At 56.3% G+C, this 20,333-nt stretch carries 21 protein-coding genes; 13 read left to right on the top strand and 8 right to left on the bottom strand.

Translation table 11 applies throughout. The features are described 5' to 3' along the window. Positions 1-38 precede the first annotated feature (38 nt). The 4 genes from rsmE to ruvX all read left to right on the top strand — a co-directional run bounded on the left by rsmE (position 39) and on the right by ruvX (position 2,854). Positions 39-770, top strand: a complete 732-nt coding sequence (rsmE, locus tag P6287_RS15910) for a 16S rRNA (uracil(1498)-N(3))-methyltransferase (protein ID WP_008107252.1) — start codon at positions 39-41, stop codon at positions 768-770. Between the two features lie 77 nt (positions 771-847). After that, the gene (gene gshB, locus P6287_RS15915) at positions 848-1,792 is read left to right on the top strand and encodes a glutathione synthase (RefSeq protein WP_101761909.1); all 945 of its coding nucleotides are present in this window, start codon (positions 848-850) and stop codon (positions 1,790-1,792) included. Between the two features lie 82 nt (positions 1,793-1,874). Further along, the gene (locus tag P6287_RS15920; protein WP_101761908.1) at positions 1,875-2,438 is read left to right on the top strand and encodes a YqgE/AlgH family protein; all 564 of its coding nucleotides are present in this window, start codon (positions 1,875-1,877) and stop codon (positions 2,436-2,438) included. After that, positions 2,438-2,854, top strand: a complete 417-nt coding sequence (gene ruvX, locus P6287_RS15925; protein ID WP_277974074.1) for a Holliday junction resolvase RuvX — start codon at positions 2,438-2,440, stop codon at positions 2,852-2,854. Before P6287_RS15920 ends, ruvX begins: the two co-directional genes overlap by 1 nt. Positions 2,855-2,998: 144 nt before the next feature. Here ruvX and P6287_RS15930 read toward each other — a convergent pair whose 3' ends face one another. Then, positions 2,999-3,991 carry a type IV pilus twitching motility protein PilT gene (locus P6287_RS15930; RefSeq protein WP_101761906.1) on the bottom strand — a complete coding sequence of 331 codons (993 nt, stop codon included), beginning with the start codon at positions 3,989-3,991 and terminating at the stop codon, positions 2,999-3,001. Positions 3,992-4,007: 16 nt separating this feature from the next. On the opposite strand from P6287_RS15930, the gene P6287_RS15935 reads away from it, so the two are divergent. From P6287_RS15935 to hemW, 4 genes are read left to right on the top strand one after another with little or no spacing between them, the layout of a single operon-like run. Beyond that, positions 4,008-4,715 carry a YggS family pyridoxal phosphate-dependent enzyme gene (locus P6287_RS15935; RefSeq protein WP_101761905.1) on the top strand — a complete coding sequence of 236 codons (708 nt, stop codon included), beginning with the start codon at positions 4,008-4,010 and terminating at the stop codon, positions 4,713-4,715. Positions 4,716-4,727: 12 nt separating this feature from the next. Then, on the top strand, positions 4,728-5,282 hold the full coding sequence (locus P6287_RS15940; protein WP_008107240.1) for a YggT family protein: 555 nt from the start codon (positions 4,728-4,730) through the stop codon (positions 5,280-5,282). A gap of 20 nt (positions 5,283-5,302) precedes the next feature. Next, positions 5,303-5,896 carry an XTP/dITP diphosphatase gene (locus tag P6287_RS15945; protein ID WP_110868025.1) on the top strand — a complete coding sequence of 198 codons (594 nt, stop codon included), beginning with the start codon at positions 5,303-5,305 and terminating at the stop codon, positions 5,894-5,896. Next, a complete protein-coding gene (gene hemW / locus P6287_RS15950) occupies positions 5,889-7,040 on the top strand; it encodes a radical SAM family heme chaperone HemW (protein ID WP_277974075.1) in 1,152 nt (383 codons plus the stop codon). The genes P6287_RS15945 and hemW overlap by 8 nt, the downstream gene beginning before the upstream one ends. Positions 7,041-7,080: 40 nt before the next feature. Here the strand turns inward: hemW and P6287_RS15955 are convergent, their stop codons facing one another. The 4 genes from P6287_RS15955 to trmB all read right to left on the bottom strand — a co-directional run bounded on the left by P6287_RS15955 (position 7,081) and on the right by trmB (position 10,940). After that, positions 7,081-8,844 carry an Ig-like domain-containing protein gene (locus P6287_RS15955; RefSeq protein ID WP_277974076.1) on the bottom strand — a complete coding sequence of 588 codons (1,764 nt, stop codon included), beginning with the start codon at positions 8,842-8,844 and terminating at the stop codon, positions 7,081-7,083. Between the two features lie 176 nt (positions 8,845-9,020). Beyond that, on the bottom strand, positions 9,021-9,737 hold the full coding sequence (locus P6287_RS15960) for a DUF2884 domain-containing protein (protein ID WP_277974077.1): 717 nt from the start codon (positions 9,735-9,737) through the stop codon (positions 9,021-9,023). A 157-nt stretch (positions 9,738-9,894) separates the two neighbouring features. After that, on the bottom strand, positions 9,895-10,221 hold the full coding sequence (locus P6287_RS15965; protein ID WP_008107231.1) for a YggL family protein: 327 nt from the start codon (positions 10,219-10,221) through the stop codon (positions 9,895-9,897). Beyond that, a complete protein-coding gene (gene trmB / locus P6287_RS15970; RefSeq protein WP_008107230.1) occupies positions 10,221-10,940 on the bottom strand; it encodes a tRNA (guanosine(46)-N7)-methyltransferase TrmB in 720 nt (239 codons plus the stop codon). Before trmB ends, P6287_RS15965 begins: the two co-directional genes overlap by 1 nt. Before the next feature lie 154 nt (positions 10,941-11,094). Here trmB and mutY point away from each other — a divergent pair, with 154 nt between their 5' ends. The 4 genes from mutY to P6287_RS15990 all read left to right on the top strand — a co-directional run bounded on the left by mutY (position 11,095) and on the right by P6287_RS15990 (position 14,931). Then, a complete protein-coding gene (gene mutY, locus P6287_RS15975) occupies positions 11,095-12,180 on the top strand; it encodes an A/G-specific adenine glycosylase (RefSeq protein ID WP_277974078.1) in 1,086 nt (361 codons plus the stop codon). Then, positions 12,180-12,452 carry an oxidative damage protection protein gene (locus tag P6287_RS15980; RefSeq protein WP_007890330.1) on the top strand — a complete coding sequence of 91 codons (273 nt, stop codon included), beginning with the start codon at positions 12,180-12,182 and terminating at the stop codon, positions 12,450-12,452. Before mutY ends, P6287_RS15980 begins: the two co-directional genes overlap by 1 nt. A gap of 54 nt (positions 12,453-12,506) precedes the next feature. Then, positions 12,507-13,586: a membrane-bound lytic murein transglycosylase MltC gene (gene mltC / locus P6287_RS15985; protein ID WP_192236401.1), complete on the top strand. Its 1,080-nt coding sequence runs from the start codon at positions 12,507-12,509 to the stop codon at positions 13,584-13,586. Between the two features lie 190 nt (positions 13,587-13,776). Continuing rightward, entirely contained in the window at positions 13,777-14,931 is a 1,155-nt protein-coding gene (locus tag P6287_RS15990; protein WP_222233525.1) for an IS481 family transposase, read from the top strand. An 85-nt stretch (positions 14,932-15,016) separates the two neighbouring features. On the opposite strand, the gene P6287_RS15995 is transcribed toward P6287_RS15990, so the two are convergent. Continuing rightward, positions 15,017-17,167, bottom strand: coding sequence for an ornithine decarboxylase (locus P6287_RS15995; protein WP_277974079.1), 2,151 nt, complete (start codon positions 17,165-17,167; stop codon positions 15,017-15,019). A gap of 303 nt (positions 17,168-17,470) precedes the next feature. Here P6287_RS15995 and P6287_RS16000 point away from each other — a divergent pair, with 303 nt between their 5' ends. Continuing rightward, entirely contained in the window at positions 17,471-18,454 is a 984-nt protein-coding gene (locus P6287_RS16000) for an MDR family oxidoreductase (RefSeq protein WP_277974080.1), read from the top strand. 72 nt (positions 18,455-18,526) lie between these two features. Here the strand turns inward: P6287_RS16000 and P6287_RS16005 are convergent, their stop codons facing one another. Together P6287_RS16005 and P6287_RS16010 are read right to left on the bottom strand one after the other, a co-directional pair. Then, positions 18,527-19,306, bottom strand: a complete 780-nt coding sequence (locus tag P6287_RS16005) for a heme ABC transporter ATP-binding protein (protein WP_277974081.1) — start codon at positions 19,304-19,306, stop codon at positions 18,527-18,529. Further along, entirely contained in the window at positions 19,299-20,300 is a 1,002-nt protein-coding gene (locus P6287_RS16010) for an iron ABC transporter permease (protein WP_277974082.1), read from the bottom strand. Before P6287_RS16010 ends, P6287_RS16005 begins: the two co-directional genes overlap by 8 nt. Positions 20,301-20,333: the final 33 nt, after the last annotated feature.

The following is a 20,333-nucleotide window of genomic DNA, read 5'->3' on the forward strand; positions in this document are numbered from 1 at the left end:
CGTGTCCGCTGACACGGCATAACGCTGGCAGGAACCGCATGCGTATACCTCGCATTTATCATCCCGAATCTCTCGAAGTTAACAGTGAAGTCTTCCTCGATGAGGATGCCGCTAACCATGTTGGACGCGTGCTGCGCATGACGGCCGGTCAGCAAATTGAGCTGTTTGATGGCAGTAATCTGACTTTTAGCGCCGAAATCACCCAGGCTGATAAAAAGCGTGTAAAAGTAAGGGTCCTTGCCAGCCAGGCTGATGACCGTGAATCCCCGCTGCATTTACATCTCGGTCAGGTGATGTCGCGCGGTGAAAAAATGGAATTCACTATCCAGAAATCGATCGAACTTGGCGTGAATGTGATTACGCCCTTGTTTTCTGAACGCTGCGGCGTAAAGCTGGACGCCGAGCGGCTGGCAAAAAAAATTCAGCAATGGCAGAAAATCGCGATTGCCGCCTGTGAACAGTGCGGCCGTAATCGTGTGCCGGAAATTCGCGAGCCGATGACATTGCAAGCCTGGTGCGCGGAAGCCGAAGACGGTTTGAAGCTCAATTTGCATCCGCGCGCCAGCCACAGCATCAACACGCTGCCGCAGCCGGTAGAGCGCCTGCGCTTGCTGATTGGGCCGGAAGGTGGCTTAACCGCCGATGAAATTGCCATGACCGCGCAGCAGGGTTTTACCGATATTCTGCTTGGACCCCGCGTGTTGCGCACCGAAACCACCGCACTCACCGCCATTACGGCACTTCAGGTGAGGTTTGGTGACCTCGGTTAAGCGATACTTTCGGGTTCGAACGTAACTTCACAGCACAACGCTTTCGGGGTAAATGCTTCCCCATTTAGGAGAGAATAATGATTAAGCTTGGCATCGTTATGGACCCGATTTCGTCCATCAATATTAAAAAAGACACCAGCTTCGCCATGTTGCTGGAAGCACAGCGCCGTGGTTACGAAATTCATTACATGGAGATGGGCGATCTCTCCCTGCGCGGCGGTGTGACTTACGCGCGCACGCGTCTGCTGAGCGTTGAGCAGAACTACGACAACTGGTACACGTTTGGCAGCGAGCAGAATATCCCGCTGGCCGATCTTAACGTGGTGCTGATGCGTAAAGATCCGCCGTTCGACACCGAATTTATCTATGCCACATACCTGCTGGAACGCGCAGAAGAGCAAGGTACGCTGATCGTGAACAAACCGCAGAGCCTGCGCGACTGCAACGAGAAGCTGTATACCGCATGGTTCGCCGACCTGACGCCAGATACGCTGGTCACGCGTAATAAAGAGCAGCTGCGCGCCTTCTGGCAGGAGCATGGCGACGTGATCCTTAAGCCGCTGGACGGCATGGGCGGCGCCTCGATCTTCCGCGTGAAACAGGACGATCCCAACTTCGGCGTGATCACCGAAACCCTGACTAATCACGGTCAGTACTTCTGCATGGCGCAGAACTATCTGCCGGCGATCAAAGACGGCGACAAACGCGTGTTGGTGGTGGATGGCGAACCTGTGCCTTACTGCCTGGCGCGCATTCCGCAAGGCGGCGAAACGCGCGGTAATCTGGCAGCCGGTGGCCGTGGTGAAGCGCGTCCGCTGAGCGACAGCGACTGGGAAATTGCGCGTCGCGTTGGCCCAACGCTGAAAGCCAAAGGGCTGATTTTTGTCGGCCTGGATATTATCGGTGATAAACTGACTGAAGTTAACGTGACCAGCCCAACCTGCGTACGTGAAATCGAGGCCGCGTTCCCGATATCGATCACTGGCATGCTGATGGATGCCATTGAGAAACGCCTGGGCTGATGCCGTCGGAGTCTCCACTCCGTGAACACCCAAAACCGGCGCTGCCGCGGCTGCGCCGGTTATTTTTGGTATACGAGTGATAATGAATTTACAGCATCATTTTCTAATTGCGATGCCGTCGCTGCAGGACCCACTGTTCAAACGCTCGGTAGTCTATATCTGCGAGCACAATGAAGATGGCGCCATGGGTTTGATCGTTAATAAGCCAATGGACAACCTGACGGTCGAAGGCATCCTTAAAAAGCTTAAAATTAGCCCATCCGAACGCGATCCTGCCATCAAACTGGACAAGCCAGTGTTTGCCGGTGGTCCGCTGGCGGAAGATCGTGGTTTCATACTGCACTCGGCGCAGCGCATTTACTCCTCGAGCATTCGTATTTCAGACACCACGGTAATCACCACCTCACGTGATGTGCTGGAAGCGATCGGCACCACTTCACAGCCCGATAACGTGCTGGTGGCGCTGGGTTATTGCGCCTGGGAGAAAGGTCAGCTGGAAGAGGAGTTGCTGGAGAATGCCTGGCTCACCTCGCCCGCTAACACCAATATTCTGTTCCAGACGCCCATCGCTGAACGCTGGCGTGAAGCGGCACGCGGATTGGGCGTCGATATTCACAACATTGCCACCGATGCAGGGCACGCCTGATGGCCAGTGAAACTTTACTGAGCTTCGATTTCGGCACCAAAAGCATCGGCGTTGCTGTCGGTCAGCAATTAACGGGCACCGCGCGCGCGTTGACGGCGCTAAAAGCGCAGGATGGCACGCCGGACTGGAAGCTGATCGAAAAGCTGCTGAAAGAGTGGCAGCCCAATTATGTGGTGGTGGGCTTGCCGCTGAATATGGATGGCACCGAACAGGAACTTACTGCGCGCGCACGTAAGTTCGCCAATCGCCTGCATGGTCGTTTTGGCGTACGCGTCGAGCTGCAGGACGAGCGCCTGAGCACCGTTGAAGCGCGTGCCGATCTGTTTGAACGCGGCGGCTTTCGCGCGTTGCAGAAAGGCCAGGTTGATTCCCAATCCGCGGTGATTATCCTCGAAGATTGGTTTGATACGCATTAAAGCCATCCAGATCTGGCACATGGCGTAGCGGCGCATTTATTGCGCATTGCCACGGATGAGCAGGACAGCGGCATAAACATGCGCGATGAATCGCGCCGCTACAATGGGTTGGTTTTCCGCCTCTGATGGCGTAACTGGATCTCTTCAAATCATCCCCGCCGCCTGACGCCCCTGCTCGCTCTGCGCAAAAGTTTGCATGCCAGCCTGCGCGCCGGTTTGCAACACGCCAGGCAACTGATGCATCTTGCCTTCGCGGATCAGGTTTGCCACCGCTGGCGTCGCCACCAACACTTCAAACAAGCCAATCCGCCCGCCCGCTTTTGCCGGCACTAAACGTTGCGCCAGCACCGCTTTCAGGCTGCCCGCTAATTGAGTGCGCACCAGGTTTTTCTCCTCGGCGGGAAAGACATCCACCAGCCGATCAACCGCCTGGGTTGCGCCGCGCGTATGGAGCGTAGCCAGCACCAGATGCCCGGTTTCTGCTGCAGTGAGCGCCAGGCGGATGGTTTCGCTGTCGCGCAGTTCGCCGAGCAGAATCACATCAGGATCTTCACGCAGCGCGGCTTTCAGCCCGTGTTGAAACGAGGCGCAGTGCGCACCTACTTCGCGCTGTTGAATCAGCGAGCGCTGGCTGCGATGCACAAACTCAATCGGATCTTCCAGCGTCAGAATGTGCCGCGCCTGCTGACGATTCAGACAATCCACCATTGCCGCCAGCGTGGTCGATTTGCCGCTGCCGGTGGCGCCGGTAATTAAAATCAGTCCCTCTTCCAGCTGTAACAGCTGGCTCACCACCTCGGGCAGATGCAGGCTGCTGAGATCGGGCGCCTGGCTGGCAATCAGCCGTAGCGCCAGCGATAAGCCGTGACGCTGCATAAACAGGTTGGCGCGCAGCCGTATGCCGCTGGCAAGCGTAATCGCGAAGTCAACGTGGCCGTTCTCCTCCAGCTCGGCCTGCTGCGACGCCGTGAGCCACTGCTGCATAAAGGCTTCCAGCCAGCCGCCATCCAGCGCGCTCTGCTGCGGAATCGGCTCCAGCACGCCTTGTCGCCGCCAGTGCGGCAAATGTCCGCTGCAAAGGTGCAGATCGGCGGCGTTATGCTTTACACTAAGGGCCACTATTTCATCCAACTCCATTTAGCTTCTCCTGACTATGACTTCCATTGAGCACAACTTACAGCAAGTGCGTGAGCGTATCGCCGCCGCCGCCGCACGTTGCGGCCGCGCGCCAGAAGAAATTACGCTGCTTGCAGTGAGCAAAACCAAACCTGCGAGCGCGGTCGCAGAAGCCATTGCCGCTGGACAACACGCGTTCGGTGAGAATTACGTGCAGGAAGGGGTTGAAAAAGTGGCTGAGCTGGCCGCACATCCTGATTTGCAATGGCACTTTATCGGCCCGCTGCAATCCAATAAAAGCCGTCTGGTGGCGGAAAACTTCGCCTGGTGCCACACCGTGGACCGCCAGCGCATCGCGCAGCGTCTGAACGATCAGCGCCCGGCGTCGTTGCCGCCGCTCAACGTGTTAATTCAGGTAAATATCAGTGACGAGAACAGCAAATCTGGCATCATGCTGGAGGCGTTGCCGGAGCTGGCGCAGCAGATCGCCGCACTGCCGAATTTGCGCTTGCGTGGGCTGATGGCGATTCCGGCGCCAGAGTCAGAATACGCACGGCAACTGGCGGTGTGTCAGCAGATGGCCGCCGCGTTTCAAACCTTAAAACAGGACTATCCTGACGTCGATACGCTTTCTCTGGGAATGAGCGACGATATGGACGCGGCAATCGCCGCGGGCAGCACCATGGTGCGTATTGGCACCGCCGTTTTTGGCGCGCGGGATTATGCGCGACCTTCACAACAATAATTGAGGAACCTCATGTTAACACTGACGTTTTTAGTCAAAACGCTGATCGATTTGTACGTGATGGTGCTGCTGCTGCGCATCTGGATGCAGTGGTCGCGCTGTGACTTCTACAACCCGCTGGCGCAGTTTGTCGTGAAGATCACCCAACCGATTATCAAGCCGCTGCGCCGCGTCATTCCGGCCATTGGCCCGATTGATACCGCATCGCTGCTGCTGGCCTTTGTGCTGACCACGCTGAAATATCCGATCCTGCTGCTGATTCAGGTCGGCGTGTTCTCCGTTGATCCCACCAACCTGCTGGTTGGCCTGCTGTCGCTGGTGAAGTCCGCCGGTTATCTGGTGTTCTGGGTGATCATCATTCGTTCGCTGATGAGCTGGATCAGCCAGGGTCGCGGCCCGGTGGATCAGGTTCTGATGCAGCTGACTGAACCGCTGATGTCACCGATTCGCCGTATTCTGCCGGCGATGGGCGGTATCGATTTCTCTGCCATGATTGTGATTCTGGTGCTGTACGCGCTGAATTTCCTCGGCATGGACCTGTTCCCAGGTCTCTGGTATTTGCTGTAATTCGTCTATCTGGAACTGTTATGCAAAAAGTTGTACTCGCGACCGGAAATCCCGGCAAAGTCCGCGAACTGGCCGATCTGTTAGCGGCCTTCGGACTTGATATCGTGGCGCAAACCGAACTCGGCGTTGAGTCGGCGGAAGAAACCGGCCTGACCTTCATCGAAAACGCCATCCTGAAGGCGCGTCATGCGGCTGAGATTACCGGTTTACCGGCGATTGCCGACGATTCCGGTCTGGCGGTCAATGCGCTGGGCGGCGCGCCGGGGATCTACTCCGCGCGCTATGCGGGTGTTGATGCCAGCGACCAGCAAAATCTGGATAAGCTGCTGGTGGCATTGGAAAACGTGCCGGATGGCAAACGTCAGGCTCAGTTCCACTGCGTGCTGGTTTACCTGCGTCACGCTGCCGATCCCACGCCGCTGGTGTTCCACGGTAGCTGGGCTGGGGAAATCACCCGCGCGGCAGCGGGCGCAGGCGGTTTTGGTTACGATCCCATCTTCTATGTCCCTGAATTGGGTAAAACGGCGGCAGAGCTGAGTAAAGACGAAAAGCGCGCCGTCTCTCACCGTGGTAAAGCACTGACGCTGCTGCTGGAAGCGATGCGCAATGCCTGAGTTTTCACCTACGTTGCCGCCATTAAGCCTGTACATCCATATTCCGTGGTGCGTGCAGAAGTGTCCGTACTGTGATTTCAACTCTCACGCGTTAAAAGGCGAGGTGCCGCACATTGAGTATGTGCAGCACCTGCTCAACGATCTCGAACAGGATTTACCGCTGACCGGCGGCCGTGAAGTGCGCACGATTTTCATCGGCGGCGGCACGCCAAGCCTGTTGAGCAGCAATGCGATGCAGATGCTGATGGACGGCGTGCGTGCGCGTTTGCCGCTGGCGGCCGATGCGGAAATCACCATGGAAGCCAATCCAGGCACCGTTGAAGCCGATCGCTTTAGCGCCTACCAGAAAGCCGGTATTAACCGTATTTCGATTGGCGTGCAGAGTTTCAGTCCACAGAAGCTTGAGCGTTTAGGCCGCATTCACGGGCCGGAAGAAGCCGTGCGCGCCGCACAGCTGGCGGAAGGATTAGGCCTGCGCAGTTTTAACCTCGACCTGATGCACGGCTTGCCGGATCAGTCACTGGAGGAAGCGCTGGATGATCTGCGCCAGGCGATTGCGCTTAATCCGCCGCATCTATCCTGGTATCAGCTGACGATTGAGCCGAACACATTATTCGGTTCGCGCCCGCCAAAACTGCCGGATGACGATGCGCTGTGGGATATTTTTGAGCAAGGTCATCAACTGCTGAGCGCCGCAGGTTATCAGCAATATGAAACCTCGGCATATGCCAAACCGGGTTATCGCTGCGAGCACAATCTCAACTATTGGCGCTTCGGGGATTACCTCGGCATTGGCTGTGGTGCCCACGGTAAGCTGACGCAAGCCGATGGTCGCATCGTGCGCACGGTGAAAACCCGTCATCCGCGCGGCTTTATGAAAGGCAACTATCTCGATAAGCAGCACGATGTGGCCGAGAACGACAAACCGTTCGAGTTCTTTATGAACCGTTTTCGTCTGCTGGAAGCCGCACCGCGCGCCGATTTCCGCCGCTATACCGGCATGGATGAGCAAGTGATTCGCCCGCAAATTGATGCGGCGATAAGTGCAGGATACGTGGAGGAAACCACGGAGAGCTGGCAGATCACTGAGAAAGGCAAACTGTTCCTGAACTCGCTGCTGGAACTGTTCCTGACGGAAGAGTAATGAAAAATGCCCGGCTTATACCGGGCATTTTTTTCGCGTATTAGCCGTAAGTAATTTCAATTTCCTGATTCACTAACAGTGTGTAATGCGCCTGGCTATGGGTTAAGAGTGTCCAGTTTTCCCCGCCGATCTGGACTTTATTCTGCGAAGTTAACCAGCCGTCGCTGAATTGCGTGCGATCAAGCGTGATGCGATCGCCCATGTCGCCATCAATCATCAATTGCTGACTATCGTCGTTAATAAATAGCCCCTCACCGCCTTCATTCAGTAACGAGTGCAGATCGAGATTAAGCAGATTATTACCTTTGCCACTTATATCTATTTTCTGCAAACCTTCCACACGTGCACTTAGCGCAGCAAAATCAATTATCTGGTTTTCACCCGAAAAAATAATATTTGCCGCTTTCACCAGATAATGAGACGGATAAGTATTTAACCAGCTCGCGACATCATAAATGTGGCGTTCTCCTGGGATGGGCAAATAGCTCGTCCCATTCCCATCATCTCTTGATTCACTTTCATAATTGGCTTCATATTGGGGTGACGGGATGAATCTCACCGGATAATTTGCAGAGTAGGCACTTTCATTCCCAGCTTCATCTATCGCCTTCACACCAAAATTATTCAGCCCTGCACGCATATCTTGCTGCGGAGTCATTCTCCAGTCACCCTGACTATTTGCATAAGCCGATCCCACCGCCGTACCATCCTGATACAGAATCACCAGGCTGTTAACTTCGGCCTTACCGATAAAATCCAGACGTGCATCGTCGGTATTTTGCCCTGGCAATACCGATTCAATCGGTCCCCTATCATCGAGCACCTGCATAATGAGGGGCTGAATTGTTGTGGTATCAATCAGCAGCGTGACGGTGCTGCTCCATTTACTGACGTTGCCAGCATGATCAATGTTACGTACGCGAAAATTCCATTCGCCATCGGAGAGATTTTGCGGTGGAGTCCACAGCCAGGTGCCATCACTGTCTACCGCAACGGTCGCGGTTGTTACCCAATTGCCGTTTTTGCTGGCGTATTGAACGCGTACATATTCATTAGGGTCGCCAGTGCCGTACAGCTCAGGGCGGCGATCGTCAGTAGCCCGGATGAGATCAAACTGTCCGCGATACAAACCAACATCATCCTCAAAGTAATTGATGGTGGCGCTATCCGGTTTCTCGGTATCAAGCTGAAATGGCCATTTTAGCGACGGCTGGCTGCGATTATTTGCCCGGTCTTCTGCCACGGCACTCAACTCATATGCACCGTCGTTAGGCAGGTTCACTTCCACCTCCCATTTACCATGCTGATTAGCGGTTACCGAAGCCAGGGGCGTTTTGCTGTTTTTGTTGTAGATGTATACCAGGCTATTTGCTTCTGCCTCGCCACGCACGACAGGATTTGCGTCGTTGGTGTAACCATGTCGCTTAATGCTATTGCCGTTATGTATTCCACCCGCTGCATAGTCTTCGATTGCAGTAATTTGCGGCTTGTCAGGCGCGATAGTATCAATGTTGTAATTGACCGAAACGATATCACTTTGGTTATTAGCGCGATCAACGGCAACAAAGGTCAGCACATGTTCACCGTCAGGCAACGGTTGAGAAGGCGTCCAGGAAAAACGGCCGCCACTCACTGGCACACTTGTTGGGTTTTTACCATTGACCATGATGATGACTGCAACGGTATCTGGCGAATGCGCACTGCCTTCCCATCGCTTCTGCGCATCGTTATACCAGTCGGATTGAATATGCACGGTGTGAGGTGAAGGGGTATTACTGGAAGCAGAGGCGTTAAAAAATAACATAAAAACTCCTTAAAAATAAATAATTTCAATGAGTTGCTAACTCACTTTCATCTTTATTATTTTGGTGTTTTTACGGTTATCAGATTCGTCCCGAATCTAAGGTTCTTAAATGCAGTGCATCTTAAAAGCAAAAAGCCAGCCGGGACTGGGCTGGCTTTGTTAGCTGAAGCAAATCATTAGCTTTTAACGTTCTGCATCAGTCCTTTGCGCTGCTCTTCCAGCACGGTTACGCGGTTGCATACTTCATGGCCGAAGTTCTGGAAATCCTGCTCCTGCTTATTCCACTCCGCCTGCACCGACTGTTGTAAACCGCCAAGGTTGCCCATAATGGCCTGCAGTGGATTGCTGCCACTCGCCGCCTGGCTGCTGCCCATTTCGTTGAGACTATCCTGCATGATGCCGCCTAGCGTGCTCTGCACCAGCTTCTCGCCTTCCGCGCGCACCTGATCGATAGCCTGATGATGGAACGTCAGTCCGTCGGGACGATGCTCAATAATGCGGTTCATTTGTTGCTTGAGCTGGCCATCCAGTTTAGTGAGACGGTTACGCACATTGCTGTTCGCGCCGAGCTTTTCGACAATCACTTTATCCAGCGCCACGCGGCTGCGTTCCAGACGCGAGGTTGCGCCGCTATCGATCCACGGCAAATCGCGACGCAGCGCGGTCTGGTAGTCGATGGCTTTCTGGCGCGCGGCGTTATCAACGTTGACCTTCTGGCCATTAAACTGCACGTCACCCTGCGGAGTGATTTCGAGGTTGCCGTTGGTTCCCACCACCTGCACGCTCTGCGGTTTAATGATCACATCATCCTGTGGCTTGACGCTGCATTCGTATGCAGCCTGAGCCTGAGTTGCCGCCAGCAGCAGCGCGGCGATAAGTACCTTACGAACCATGAAATCTCCCTTTTTTACGCGCTGAAAGGTCGGGCGTTGAGCGTCGCAGCCATTTTTGTGGCGGCCAGCGCGCAGCATCCGGAGCGTACATAAGTACGTGAGGAATGCGAGCACTGCCCGGTGCAACAAGGGCAAGTAAGCTAGCCCGATACGATCTTTAGTCCCACCAAACGTCGAAGAGTTCAGTCACCTGCACATCCGTCAGGTTATGAGCTTCCAGCCACTTACGCACCAGTTCGCGGTGCTCGTCGGTGCATTTGCCGGTTTCCTGCAAGCACACCAGACCTTCCCACACCAGATAACCGCTGCCGTCATACGCCAGACCGTTCGGCGCGATCACTTCATTAATGAACTGATCAACAGTGGCGTCGATTTGCTCCTCGGTGGTGCCTTCGGCGAAACGCCAGGCGACGGAGAAGCCTAATTCCTGAAACTCATCAATATGCAGTTTTTTACGCAAACGACGGCTACGCTGTACGGCCATTATTTCACCCTCTCAAACATCAGATCCCACACGCCATGGCCCAGTCGCTGCCCGCGCTGCTCAAACTTGGTTAACGGACGCGTTTCAGGACGCGGCACGTAATTGTTACTTTCCGACTGATTTTTATATCCGTCGATGCTGCTCATCACTTCCAACATATGTTCGGCGTAGGCTTCCCAATCGGTCGCCATATGGAACACGCCGCCCAGCTTCAATTTGCGCATCACCAGCTCAGCAAACGGCACCTGTACGATGCGACGTTTGTTATGGCGCGCTTTGTGCCACGGATCCGGGAAGAACAGCTGCACCATGCGCAGCGAGTTATCCGGAATCATCTTCTGCAGCACTTCTACCGCGTCGTGACACATTACGCGCAGGTTCTCCACGCCCGCTTCCTTCGCCGACGCCAGGCAAGCACCCACGCCCGGCGCATGCACTTCCAGGCCAAGGAAATTCTGATGTGGATTGTTCTGCGCCATGGTCACCAGCGAGGCGCCCATGCCGAAACCGATCTCCAGCACTACCGGCGCGTCACGGCCAAACAGCGTCACCAGATCCAGCGGCTCCTGCTGGAACTCCACGCCCATCTCCGGCCATAAATTATCGAGCGCGAGCTGCTGTCCTTTCGTTAAGCGCCCCTGACGGCGCACAAAACTGCGGATACGGCGTAATGGCCGCCCGTTCTCATCAAATTCTGGGGTGATGACGTCATTAATCATGTTGAAGCCTGCTGGTTAGCCTGTTCTGGGAAACGGGCATTATGCAAAGTTAGGAAGCAGAAGCAAGCCTTTGCAATGTTCCGGTTTACACCCTGAGGTCTCTGTGCTGGAATTCCTGCCTGATTGTAGAGTAAACACGGAAAATTTCCTTCTTATGATGCAAGCGCCGACGTTCGCGCAACAAGTGCTGGATTGGTATCAGCGCTTTGGTCGCAAAACCCTGCCGTGGCAGCAGGAGAAAACGCCGTACAAGGTATGGCTCTCTGAAGTGATGCTGCAGCAAACCCAGGTTGCTACCGTCATTCCCTATTTTGAACGCTTTATGGCGCGCTTCCCGACGGTGGCCGATCTGGCAGCGGCACCGCTGGACGAAGTGCTGCATCTGTGGACCGGTCTCGGCTATTACGCGCGCGCGCGCAATCTGCACAAAGCCGCGAAACAGGTGGTGGAGAAGCACGGCGGCGAGTTCCCGCGAAACTTCGACGATGTCGCGGCGCTGCCGGGCATTGGCCGTTCTACCGCGGGCGCGGTGTTATCGCTGTCGCTCGGTCTGCACTTCCCAATTCTGGATGGCAACGTAAAACGCGTGCTGGCGCGCTGCTACGCGGTGGGCGGCTGGCCGGGTAAAAAGGAGGTTGAAAAACGGCTATGGCAGATCAGCGAAGAAGTGACGCCAGCGGCAGGCGTCAGCCAGTTCAATCAGGCGATGATGGACCTTGGCGCATTAGTATGTACTCGCTCACGCCCTAAATGCGAAATCTGCCCGCTTAATAGCAGATGCGTTGCTTATGCCAACAACAGCTGGGCGGAGTATCCCGGTAAGAAACCCAAACAGACCTTGCCAGAACGTAGCGGCTGGATGCTGATGATGCAGGATGACGATGACGTGTGGTTAGAGCAGCGCCCGCCGGTTGGCCTGTGGGGCGGACTGTTCTGCTTCCCGCAGTTTACAAGTGAGCAAGCGCTAACTGACTGGCTAACTGAGCGCGGCATTCATGTTAAACCGCAGCAGCTCACCGCATTCCGCCACACCTTCAGCCATTTCCACTTAGATATTGTGCCTATGTGGCTCGCAAAGCCTTCCGCTGGGTCGCTGATGGATGAAGCGGGCGGTCTCTGGTATAACTTAGCGCAACCACCGTCAGTGGGTTTGGCGGCGCCGGTTGAGCGCTTGCTGCATGAATTGCGCCATCCCCAGCAGCTTACGCGTCGAGCAGACGTGACCGAAGAGGAAGAGTAATGAGCCGCACCATTTTTTGTACTTATCTGCAACGCGACGCTGAAGGTCAGGACTTTCAGCTCTATCCTGGCGAATTGGGTAAGCGCATCTTTAATGAGATCTCCAAAGAGGCCTGGCAGCAGTGGATGTCCAAGCAAACCATGCTGATCAATGAGAAGAAATTGAGCATGATGAACCCGGAAGATCGCAAAGTGCTGGAGAAGGAGATGATCAATTTCCTGTTCGAAGGCAAAGATGTGCACATTGAAGGTTACACCCCGCCAGAAAAATAACCGTTCAGGGCTTCCCTTTGAGGCCCTCTTTTTCGATTCAGGCACGCATTAACAATGAATAAAAAACTGATAGCGCTCTTGGTGATTGCACCACTTTTGGTCTCCTGCTCCGGACAAAAAAAATCGCAGTTTCATGAAGAGTGGGTCAAGGACACCAACGGTTTCGATATTTTGATGGGCCAGTTTGCCCACAATATTGAAAACATTTGGGGAATCAATGAAGTTCTGATCGCCGGACCGAAAGATTACGTCAAATATAGCGACGGTTATTACACCCGCAGTCACATCAACTTTGACAGCGGTAGCATCACCATTGAGACCATTTCCGGCACCGATCCGATGGCCAGCCTGCGTCAGGCGATCATCACCACGCTGTTGATTGGCGAAGATCCGGGCAATGTCGATCTCTACTCCGATGCCAACGATATTCAAATCAGTAAAGAGCCGCTGCTGTACGGCCAGGTGCTGGATAATACCGGCCAGCCGATCCGCTGGCAGGGCCGCGCCGGCAGCTTTGCTGATTATCTGATTCAAAACAAACTGCAGAAACGCACCTCCGGATTGCACGTCATCTGGTCGGTTACCATTCCGATGGTGCCAAACCACCTCGACAAACGTGCGCACAAATATCTGCCAATGGTGCGTAAAGCCGCTGAACAATATGGCGTGGATGCGTCACTGATTCTGGCGATTATGCAGATTGAATCGAGCTTCAACCCGTATGCGGTGAGCCACGCTGATGCGCTGGGATTAATGCAGGTGGTGCAGCATACCGCCGGTGTTGATGTGTTCCGTATGAAGGGCAAAGGTGGCAAACCGAGCCGCAGCTATCTGCTTGATCCTGAGAATAATATTGATGCGGGCACCGCGTATTTGTCGCTGCTGCAGAGAAGTTATTTAGGTGGGATTCAGGATCCGACATCACGGCGTTATGCGGTGATCACCGCGTACAACGGCGGCGCGGGCAGCGTGCTACGCGTGTTCTCCAGCGATAAGGATCGCGCGTTCTCGTCAATAAATAGTATGTCGCCGACGGAAGTTTACCAGACGCTGACCACCAACCATCCATCGGCAGAATCACGGCGTTATCTGTATAAAGTGAGCCAGGCGCAGCGCAGTTATCGACGATTTTAAGCTGATGCGGTTTGTCCCTCATCCCAACCTTCTCCCGCCCGCGGGAGAAGGGCCCGATCCAGCACGTACGTAACAATGAGCGCCCTCTAAACATTCCCTCTCCCGCTTGCGGGTGTACAGTCCGGGGACATTGTGAACACTTGTTCGGGGACATGGTAGACACTTACAACTAAGGCATAAGAACCCGTTTATGGAGTCGCTTATGTCCTGGGATGCGAGAGATACCATGTCATTACGTAAAGAGTTTGTTCTGTTCGCCTCGCAAGACGGGGCGAACATTCGCGCACTCTGCCGTCACTACGGCATTTCTTCCGCCACTGCCTACAAGTGGCTTCGCCGCTGGGCTGAAGAGGGAGAATCCGGTCTTGAGGACCGCCCCTGCATACCCCATCACTCTCCCAACCGCTCGTCTGACGACATCACTGACCTGCTTCGTATGGCGCATGAACTTCATCAGCACTGGGGCGCGCGCAAGATAAAGCGCTGGCTCGAAGACCGCGGACACCGCATGCCCGCCTTCAGCACCGTCCACAGCCTGATGGCCCGCCACGACCTGCTGCCGGGCTCAGCTCCGGGTGTCCCGGCCACGGGCCGGTTTGAACATGCGGCCCCGAACCAGCTCTGGCAGATGGATTTCAAGGGGCATTTTCCCTTTGGCGGCGGCCGCTGCCACCCGCTTACCCTCCTTGACGATCACTCCCGCTTCTCGCTTTGCCTCGTACACTGCGCTGATGAGCGGCGTGAGACGGTGCAGAAGCAGCTGGTCAGAGTCTTTGAACGTTACGGCCTGCCGGACCGGATGACGATGGATAACGGTTCACCGTGGGGCGACACTACCGGGACCTGGACGGCCGTCGAGCTGTGGCTTATGCGACAGGGTATCCGGGTGGGGCACTCCCGGCCTTATCATCCGCAGACGCAGGGCAAGCTGGAGCGCTTTCACCGCAGCCTGAAGGCTGAAGTGCTGCAGGGGAAGTGGTTCGCGGACGACGGTGAGCTGCAGCGCGCCTTCGATCACTGGCGGACGGTTTATAACCTTGAACGCCCGCATGAGGCGCTGGATATGGCGGTGCCGGCGTCGCGCTATCAGCCATCGGCTCGGCAGTACAGCGCCAGCGTAACGTCAGCGGAATACGACGAGGGCGTGATGGTCAGGAAGGTAGATATCAGTGGGAAGCTGACTATAAAAGGCCTGAGTCTGAAGGCAGGCAAGGCGTTCAGGGGAGAGCACGTTGGCCTGAAGGAGATGCAGGAAGACGGGTGCTACGAGGTATGGTGGTACAGCACAAAAGTGGGGGTGATCGACCTGAAGAAAAAGTCGATCACCATGGGTAAAGGATGTTAAAAAGTGTTCACCATGTCCCCGAACACCTGTCTACCATGTCCCCGGACTGTACAGCGGGTGAGGGTTAGGGTGAGGGCAAGTGCAATCAGCTCACCATCATATTCGCCACCAGATGCTTACGCCCGTGCTCATCTTCTTCGGTGTAAACCCCTTGCAGCTCTGGCGAGAAGCCCGGCAGCAGATTGATGCCCTCTTCCAGCGCGAGGAAATAGCGCTGTACCGCGCCGCCCCACACTTCGCCTGGCACCACGCACAACACGCCGGGCGGATATGGCAACGCGCCTTCGGCCGCTATGCGCCCTTCAGCATCGGCAATCTTTACCAGCTCCACTTCGCCACGAATATAAGCCTGATGTGCATCCTGCGGATTCACTTGCACCGGCGGGAAGCAGGCTGAACGGAACATCGCTTTCTGCAGATCCTTAACGTCAAAACTGACGTAGAGATCGTGCATCTCCTGACACAAGCGGCGCAGCGTGTAGCCTTTGTAACGCTCAATATTCTTGCGATACACGCTCGGCAGCACTTCCGCCAGCAGCGCATCCTCGCGCACGTGCTGCTCAAACTGCACCAGCATCGCCACCAGATGCGCCATCTTCTCAGGCGTTTCTGCTGGCGTCAGCAGGAACAGAATCGAGTTGAGGTCGCACTTCTCCGGCACGATGCCGTTCTCGCGCAGATAGTTGGCCAGAATGGTCGCTGGAATGCCGAAGCTGGTGTACTCACCGCTGGCGGCATCAATCCCCGTGGTGGTGAGCAGCAGCTTGCAGGGATCCACCAGATACTGCTCCTGCGCATAGCCTTCAAAACCGTGCCACTTTGCGCCCGGCTCAAGGCTGAAGTATGCCGGATCGATGGCGATGGCTTCCGTTTCCGCAGCTTGCCACAGCTTGCCGTGCACTTTCTCCGGCAGGAACGGCTGAATCATTTCGCAACGTTCAAGAATCGCTTTACGCGCATCAATGCCGATGGTGACGCACTCGTGCCACATGCTGCGTCCGGCCTCGCCTTTATGCATGCGGGCGTTGATATCCAGCGCGGCAAACAGCGGATAGAACGGGCTGGTTGAGGCGTGCAGCATAAACGCATTGTTGAGGCGTTTGTGCGGACAGAAACGCTGCTGCCCACGGATGTGATTGTCTTTCTTATGGATTTGCGACGTCTGTGAGAAACCGGCCAGCTGCTTGTGTACCGACTGCGTGACAAAAATGCCCGGATCGTTCTCGTTCAACTCCAGCGTCAGCGGCGAACAGCCGGCCATCAGCGGAATAAACTGCTCGTAGCCAACCCACGCCGAATCAAACAGGATGTAATCGCACAGATGTCCGATGCGATCGACCACCTGACGCGCGTTGTACACCGTGCCGTCGTAAGTGCCGAGCTGAATAATCGCCAGGCGGAATGGACGTTGATCGTTGGCACGATTGGGCGCCACTTTGGCGATTTGGTCGCGCAGATAAGCATCGTCAAAACAGTGCGCATCAATGCCGCCGATAAAGCCAAACGGATTACGCGCCGCTTCCAGATACACCGGCGTGGCGCCCGCCTGAATCAGTGCGCCGTGATGGTTGGATTTGTGGTTATTGCGGTCAAACAGCACCAGATCGCCGCGCGTCAGCAGCGCGTTGGTGACCACTTTATTGGCGCTGGAGGTGCCGTTAAGCACGAAGTAGGTTTTGTCAGCGTTAAACACTTTCGCCGCGAACTTCTGCGCATCTTTGGCTGAGCCTTCGTGGATCAGCAGATCGCCGAGCTTGACGTCGGCGTTGCACATATCCGAACGGAAGACGTTCTCGCCGTAGAACTCATAGAACTGACGTCCCGCCGGATGTTTGCGGAAGAAGGCACCGCCCTGATGTCCCGGGCAGGCAAACGTGCTGTTCTGCATATCGACGTAGCGCGTGAGCGTGTCGAAAAATGGCGGCAGCAACTCGGCTTCATACGCCTGCGCGGCGTCCTCCAGCGCGTCCCACTCTTCTGGCGCGCCGTTGATTTCGCCGGTGACGCCCGGCAGCTTCAGCACTTCTTCATCGAACGCATTGGCGACAAACACCGGCAGATTAAAGCCGACCTTGCGCAATAGTGTCAGCACGCCACTGCGCGTGTCCGACAAGGTGATCACGACCGCAGCGACATCGGTAAAGTCGGTATTGTCCAGCGTCACCACGTCGCGCGCAGTGTTAAGACTAAGGGTTGGCGCTACAGCAACGCTGGCAGCAATTTTCAATGGGTTCATAACACAAATCCCTGAGAGAGGATGAGTGGGTGCCGATGGCACAGCAATGAGGAGGTTTCCTCGGCGAAGTCAATCTGGGAGTTGAACACTAACTGGGGCGCAATCATGTCATCTTTTTTTTGCCGGAACAACCGCTGCGCTGGCCCCTCGCCTCAGCCCTCTCCCGCAAGCGGGCGAGGGCGCCGTCCGAGCGAGAGTTAAGGTATGCTGGATCAGTTCCCTCTCCCACCTGTGGGAGAGGGTTAGGGTGAGGGCAAAAAAGGAGTACTATACCCCCACTTTCCTCAACCAGCCGGAGGCTGCATGTTCAAGGCATTGGTCATTGAAAATGATGAACAGGGATGTCGCACATCCCTGAAAGATCTGTCAGAAAAACAACTGCCCGATCAGGATGTCACCCTCGAAGTAAGCTACTCCACGCTCAACTACAAAGACGCGCTCGCCATCTGCAACAAAGGCCCGATTGTGCGGCAATTCCCGATGGTGCCGGGCATCGACTTTGTTGGTCGGGTGATCAGCAGCCGCCATGCCGAATGGCAGCAGGACGACGTGGCGCTGCTCACTGGCTGGGGCGTAGGCGAAAAGCATTGGGGCGGACTGGCGCAGAAAGCCAGCGTCTCGGGCGACTGGCTGGTAAAAGTGCCGGCCGCACTCAGCCCGCTACAAACCATGGCAATTGGCACCGCGGGCTTCACCGCCATGTTGTGCGTGCTGGCGCTGGAAAAACAGGGCATCACGCCGCAGCACGGCCCGGTTTTAGTCACTGGCGCGAGTGGCGGCGTTGGCAGCTTTGCCGTTAGCCTATTGGCACGTCTCGGCTATGAGGTTATTGCTTCCAGCGGTCGCGCCAGCGACAGCGATTACCTGATTAACACGCTGGGCGCGACGTCGATTATTGATCGCGCAGAGCTGAGCGAGCCGGGCAAACCGCTGGCGAAAGAGCGCTGGGCGGCGGCGATTGATAGCGTCGGCAGCCACACGCTGGCCAATGTGTTAGCGGGCATCAAGCGCGATGGCGTGGTGGCGGCGTGCGGCATGGCGCAAGGTTTGGATTTGCCGACCAGCGTCGCGCCGTTCATCCTGCGCGGCGTGGTGCTGGCGGGCGTGGATAGCGTGATGTGTGCAAAACCGCTGCGGCAGCAGGCGTGGCAGCGCCTGGCGGAACTGGTGGATGGCGACCTGCTACAGCAGTTAACCAAGGTGATTCCGCTGAGCGAAGCGCGCGAAGGTGCCGAGCAGCTGCTGGCCGGTAAAGTACGCGGCAGATTGATCGTCGATTGCAGATAATCGCACAATACGTAGCGGCGCAATTTATGGCGCGTCTTTTCACAGAGCGCGATAAATCGCGCCGCTACGGTTTCAGGCACGCAGTTGAATCTGCGGTCTGCCCTTCTCATCTTGCATCACCACATCCAACTCCGCCTGATACCAGCGCGTCAGCGTGTGTTCGGTCATCACCTCATTGGGTGCGCCTTCCGCCACCAGCTTGCCCTGATGCAGTAACAGCACGCGATCCGACCACAGCGACGCGAGGTTAAGATCGTGCAGCACGGTGCAGACGCTGAAGCGTCCGTTGCGCGTCAGGCGATGCAGCAAACGCAAACTGTGCTGCTGCCAGAACAGATCCAGCGCGGAAGTGGGTTCGTCGAGAAACAGCCAGCCGCGTGGCCCGTCATCGTGCCACAGCTGAGCCAGCACGCGCGCCAGCTGCACGCGCTGCTGTTCACCACCGGAAAGCGATCGATAATCGCGCTGTGCCAGCTCAAGGCTGCCGGTAATGTGCATCACCTCGTCAATCACCGCCCTGGATTGAGCGCGCGGCCAGGGCGCGCGGCCCATCGCCACCACATCGGCGGCGGGCAGCGGAAAACTGACGCTATTTTGCTGACGCATCACCGCGCGGCGCTGCGCCAGCGGTTCGCGCGGCCAACTGTTTAGCGGACGATCGCCGAGCCAGCACTCGCCCGCTTGCGGTGTGAGAAAGCCGGTCAGCAAGCGCAGCAGCGTGGATTTCCCCGCGCCGTTGGGGCCGATCAGCGCGATCATTTCGCCAGGCTGCAAAGTCAGGGAAACGTCGTCGATCAACGCGCGTGAGCCGTGGCTAAATCGCAGCCCGCGCGCCTGCATGCAGTCACTCATTCATCCCCCTTTGCTCACGCAGAATCAGCCAGAGAAACCACGGGCCGCCCAGCAGGCTGGTTAACAGGCCCACCGGCATTTCCGCCGGCACCACCACGGTGCGCGCCAGCGTATCGGCCAGCAGCAGCAAAATCGCGCCCGCCAGCGCCGAACCGGGCAGCATCCAGCGATGATCGCTGCCGAGACAGAAACGCATCAGGTGCGGCACCACTAAACCGACAAAGCCGATAATGCCACTCACCGCCACGGCGGTGCCTACCAGCAACGCGCTCAACACCAGCAGCTGACGCTGCGTGCGCTTAACGTCGATGCCCATGTAATGTGCATCCTCTTCGCCGAGTTGCAGCAAATTGAGACGACGCGCGCGCAGCTGAATCGCTATCAGCGCCGGCAGAATCAGCACCGCGCACACCGCCAGGCTCGGCCACTGCGCCGCACTCAAACTGCCCATGCCCCACAACGCCAACTGACGCAACTGCTGATCGTTACTCAACCACGACAGCACGCCGACCGCCGCGCCGCATAAGGCGTTGATGGCGATCCCGACCAGCAGCAAGCGCGACAAATTGCCCAGCGCCAGACGGCTAAAGCTGAAGATCAGCAGCGTCACCACCAAACTGCCCACAAAGGCGGCGAGTGTTGGTAGCCACAGCGCCAGCAGCGGCGGCAAGCCGAGCGGGATAACGATCGATATCGCCACCGCTAAACCCGCTCCGCTGCTGATGCCGAGCAAACCGGGATCGGCCAGCGGATTGCGAAACAATCCCTGCATCACCGCGCCGGACACCGCCAGCGCCATGCCGAGCAGCACCGCCAGCAGCACGCGCGGCAGGCGGATGTTGATCCAGATTTGCCACGCCATATCGCTGAGCGGCGCACGCAACAAAGTGCGCATTGAAAGCGGCATCGCGCCGAAGTTGGCCGCCATCAGCATTAATATCAGCGTGCTGATGGCCATCAAACCGAGCCAGCGCATCACGGATGTAGTTGCCATATTTTTCCCCTAAATAATTCAAGGTGCAGGAAG

Origin of the sequence: Pantoea sp. X85 (assembly GCF_029623675.1) — a bacterium.
Classification (GTDB): domain Bacteria; phylum Pseudomonadota; class Gammaproteobacteria; order Enterobacterales; family Enterobacteriaceae; genus Pantoea; species Pantoea leporis.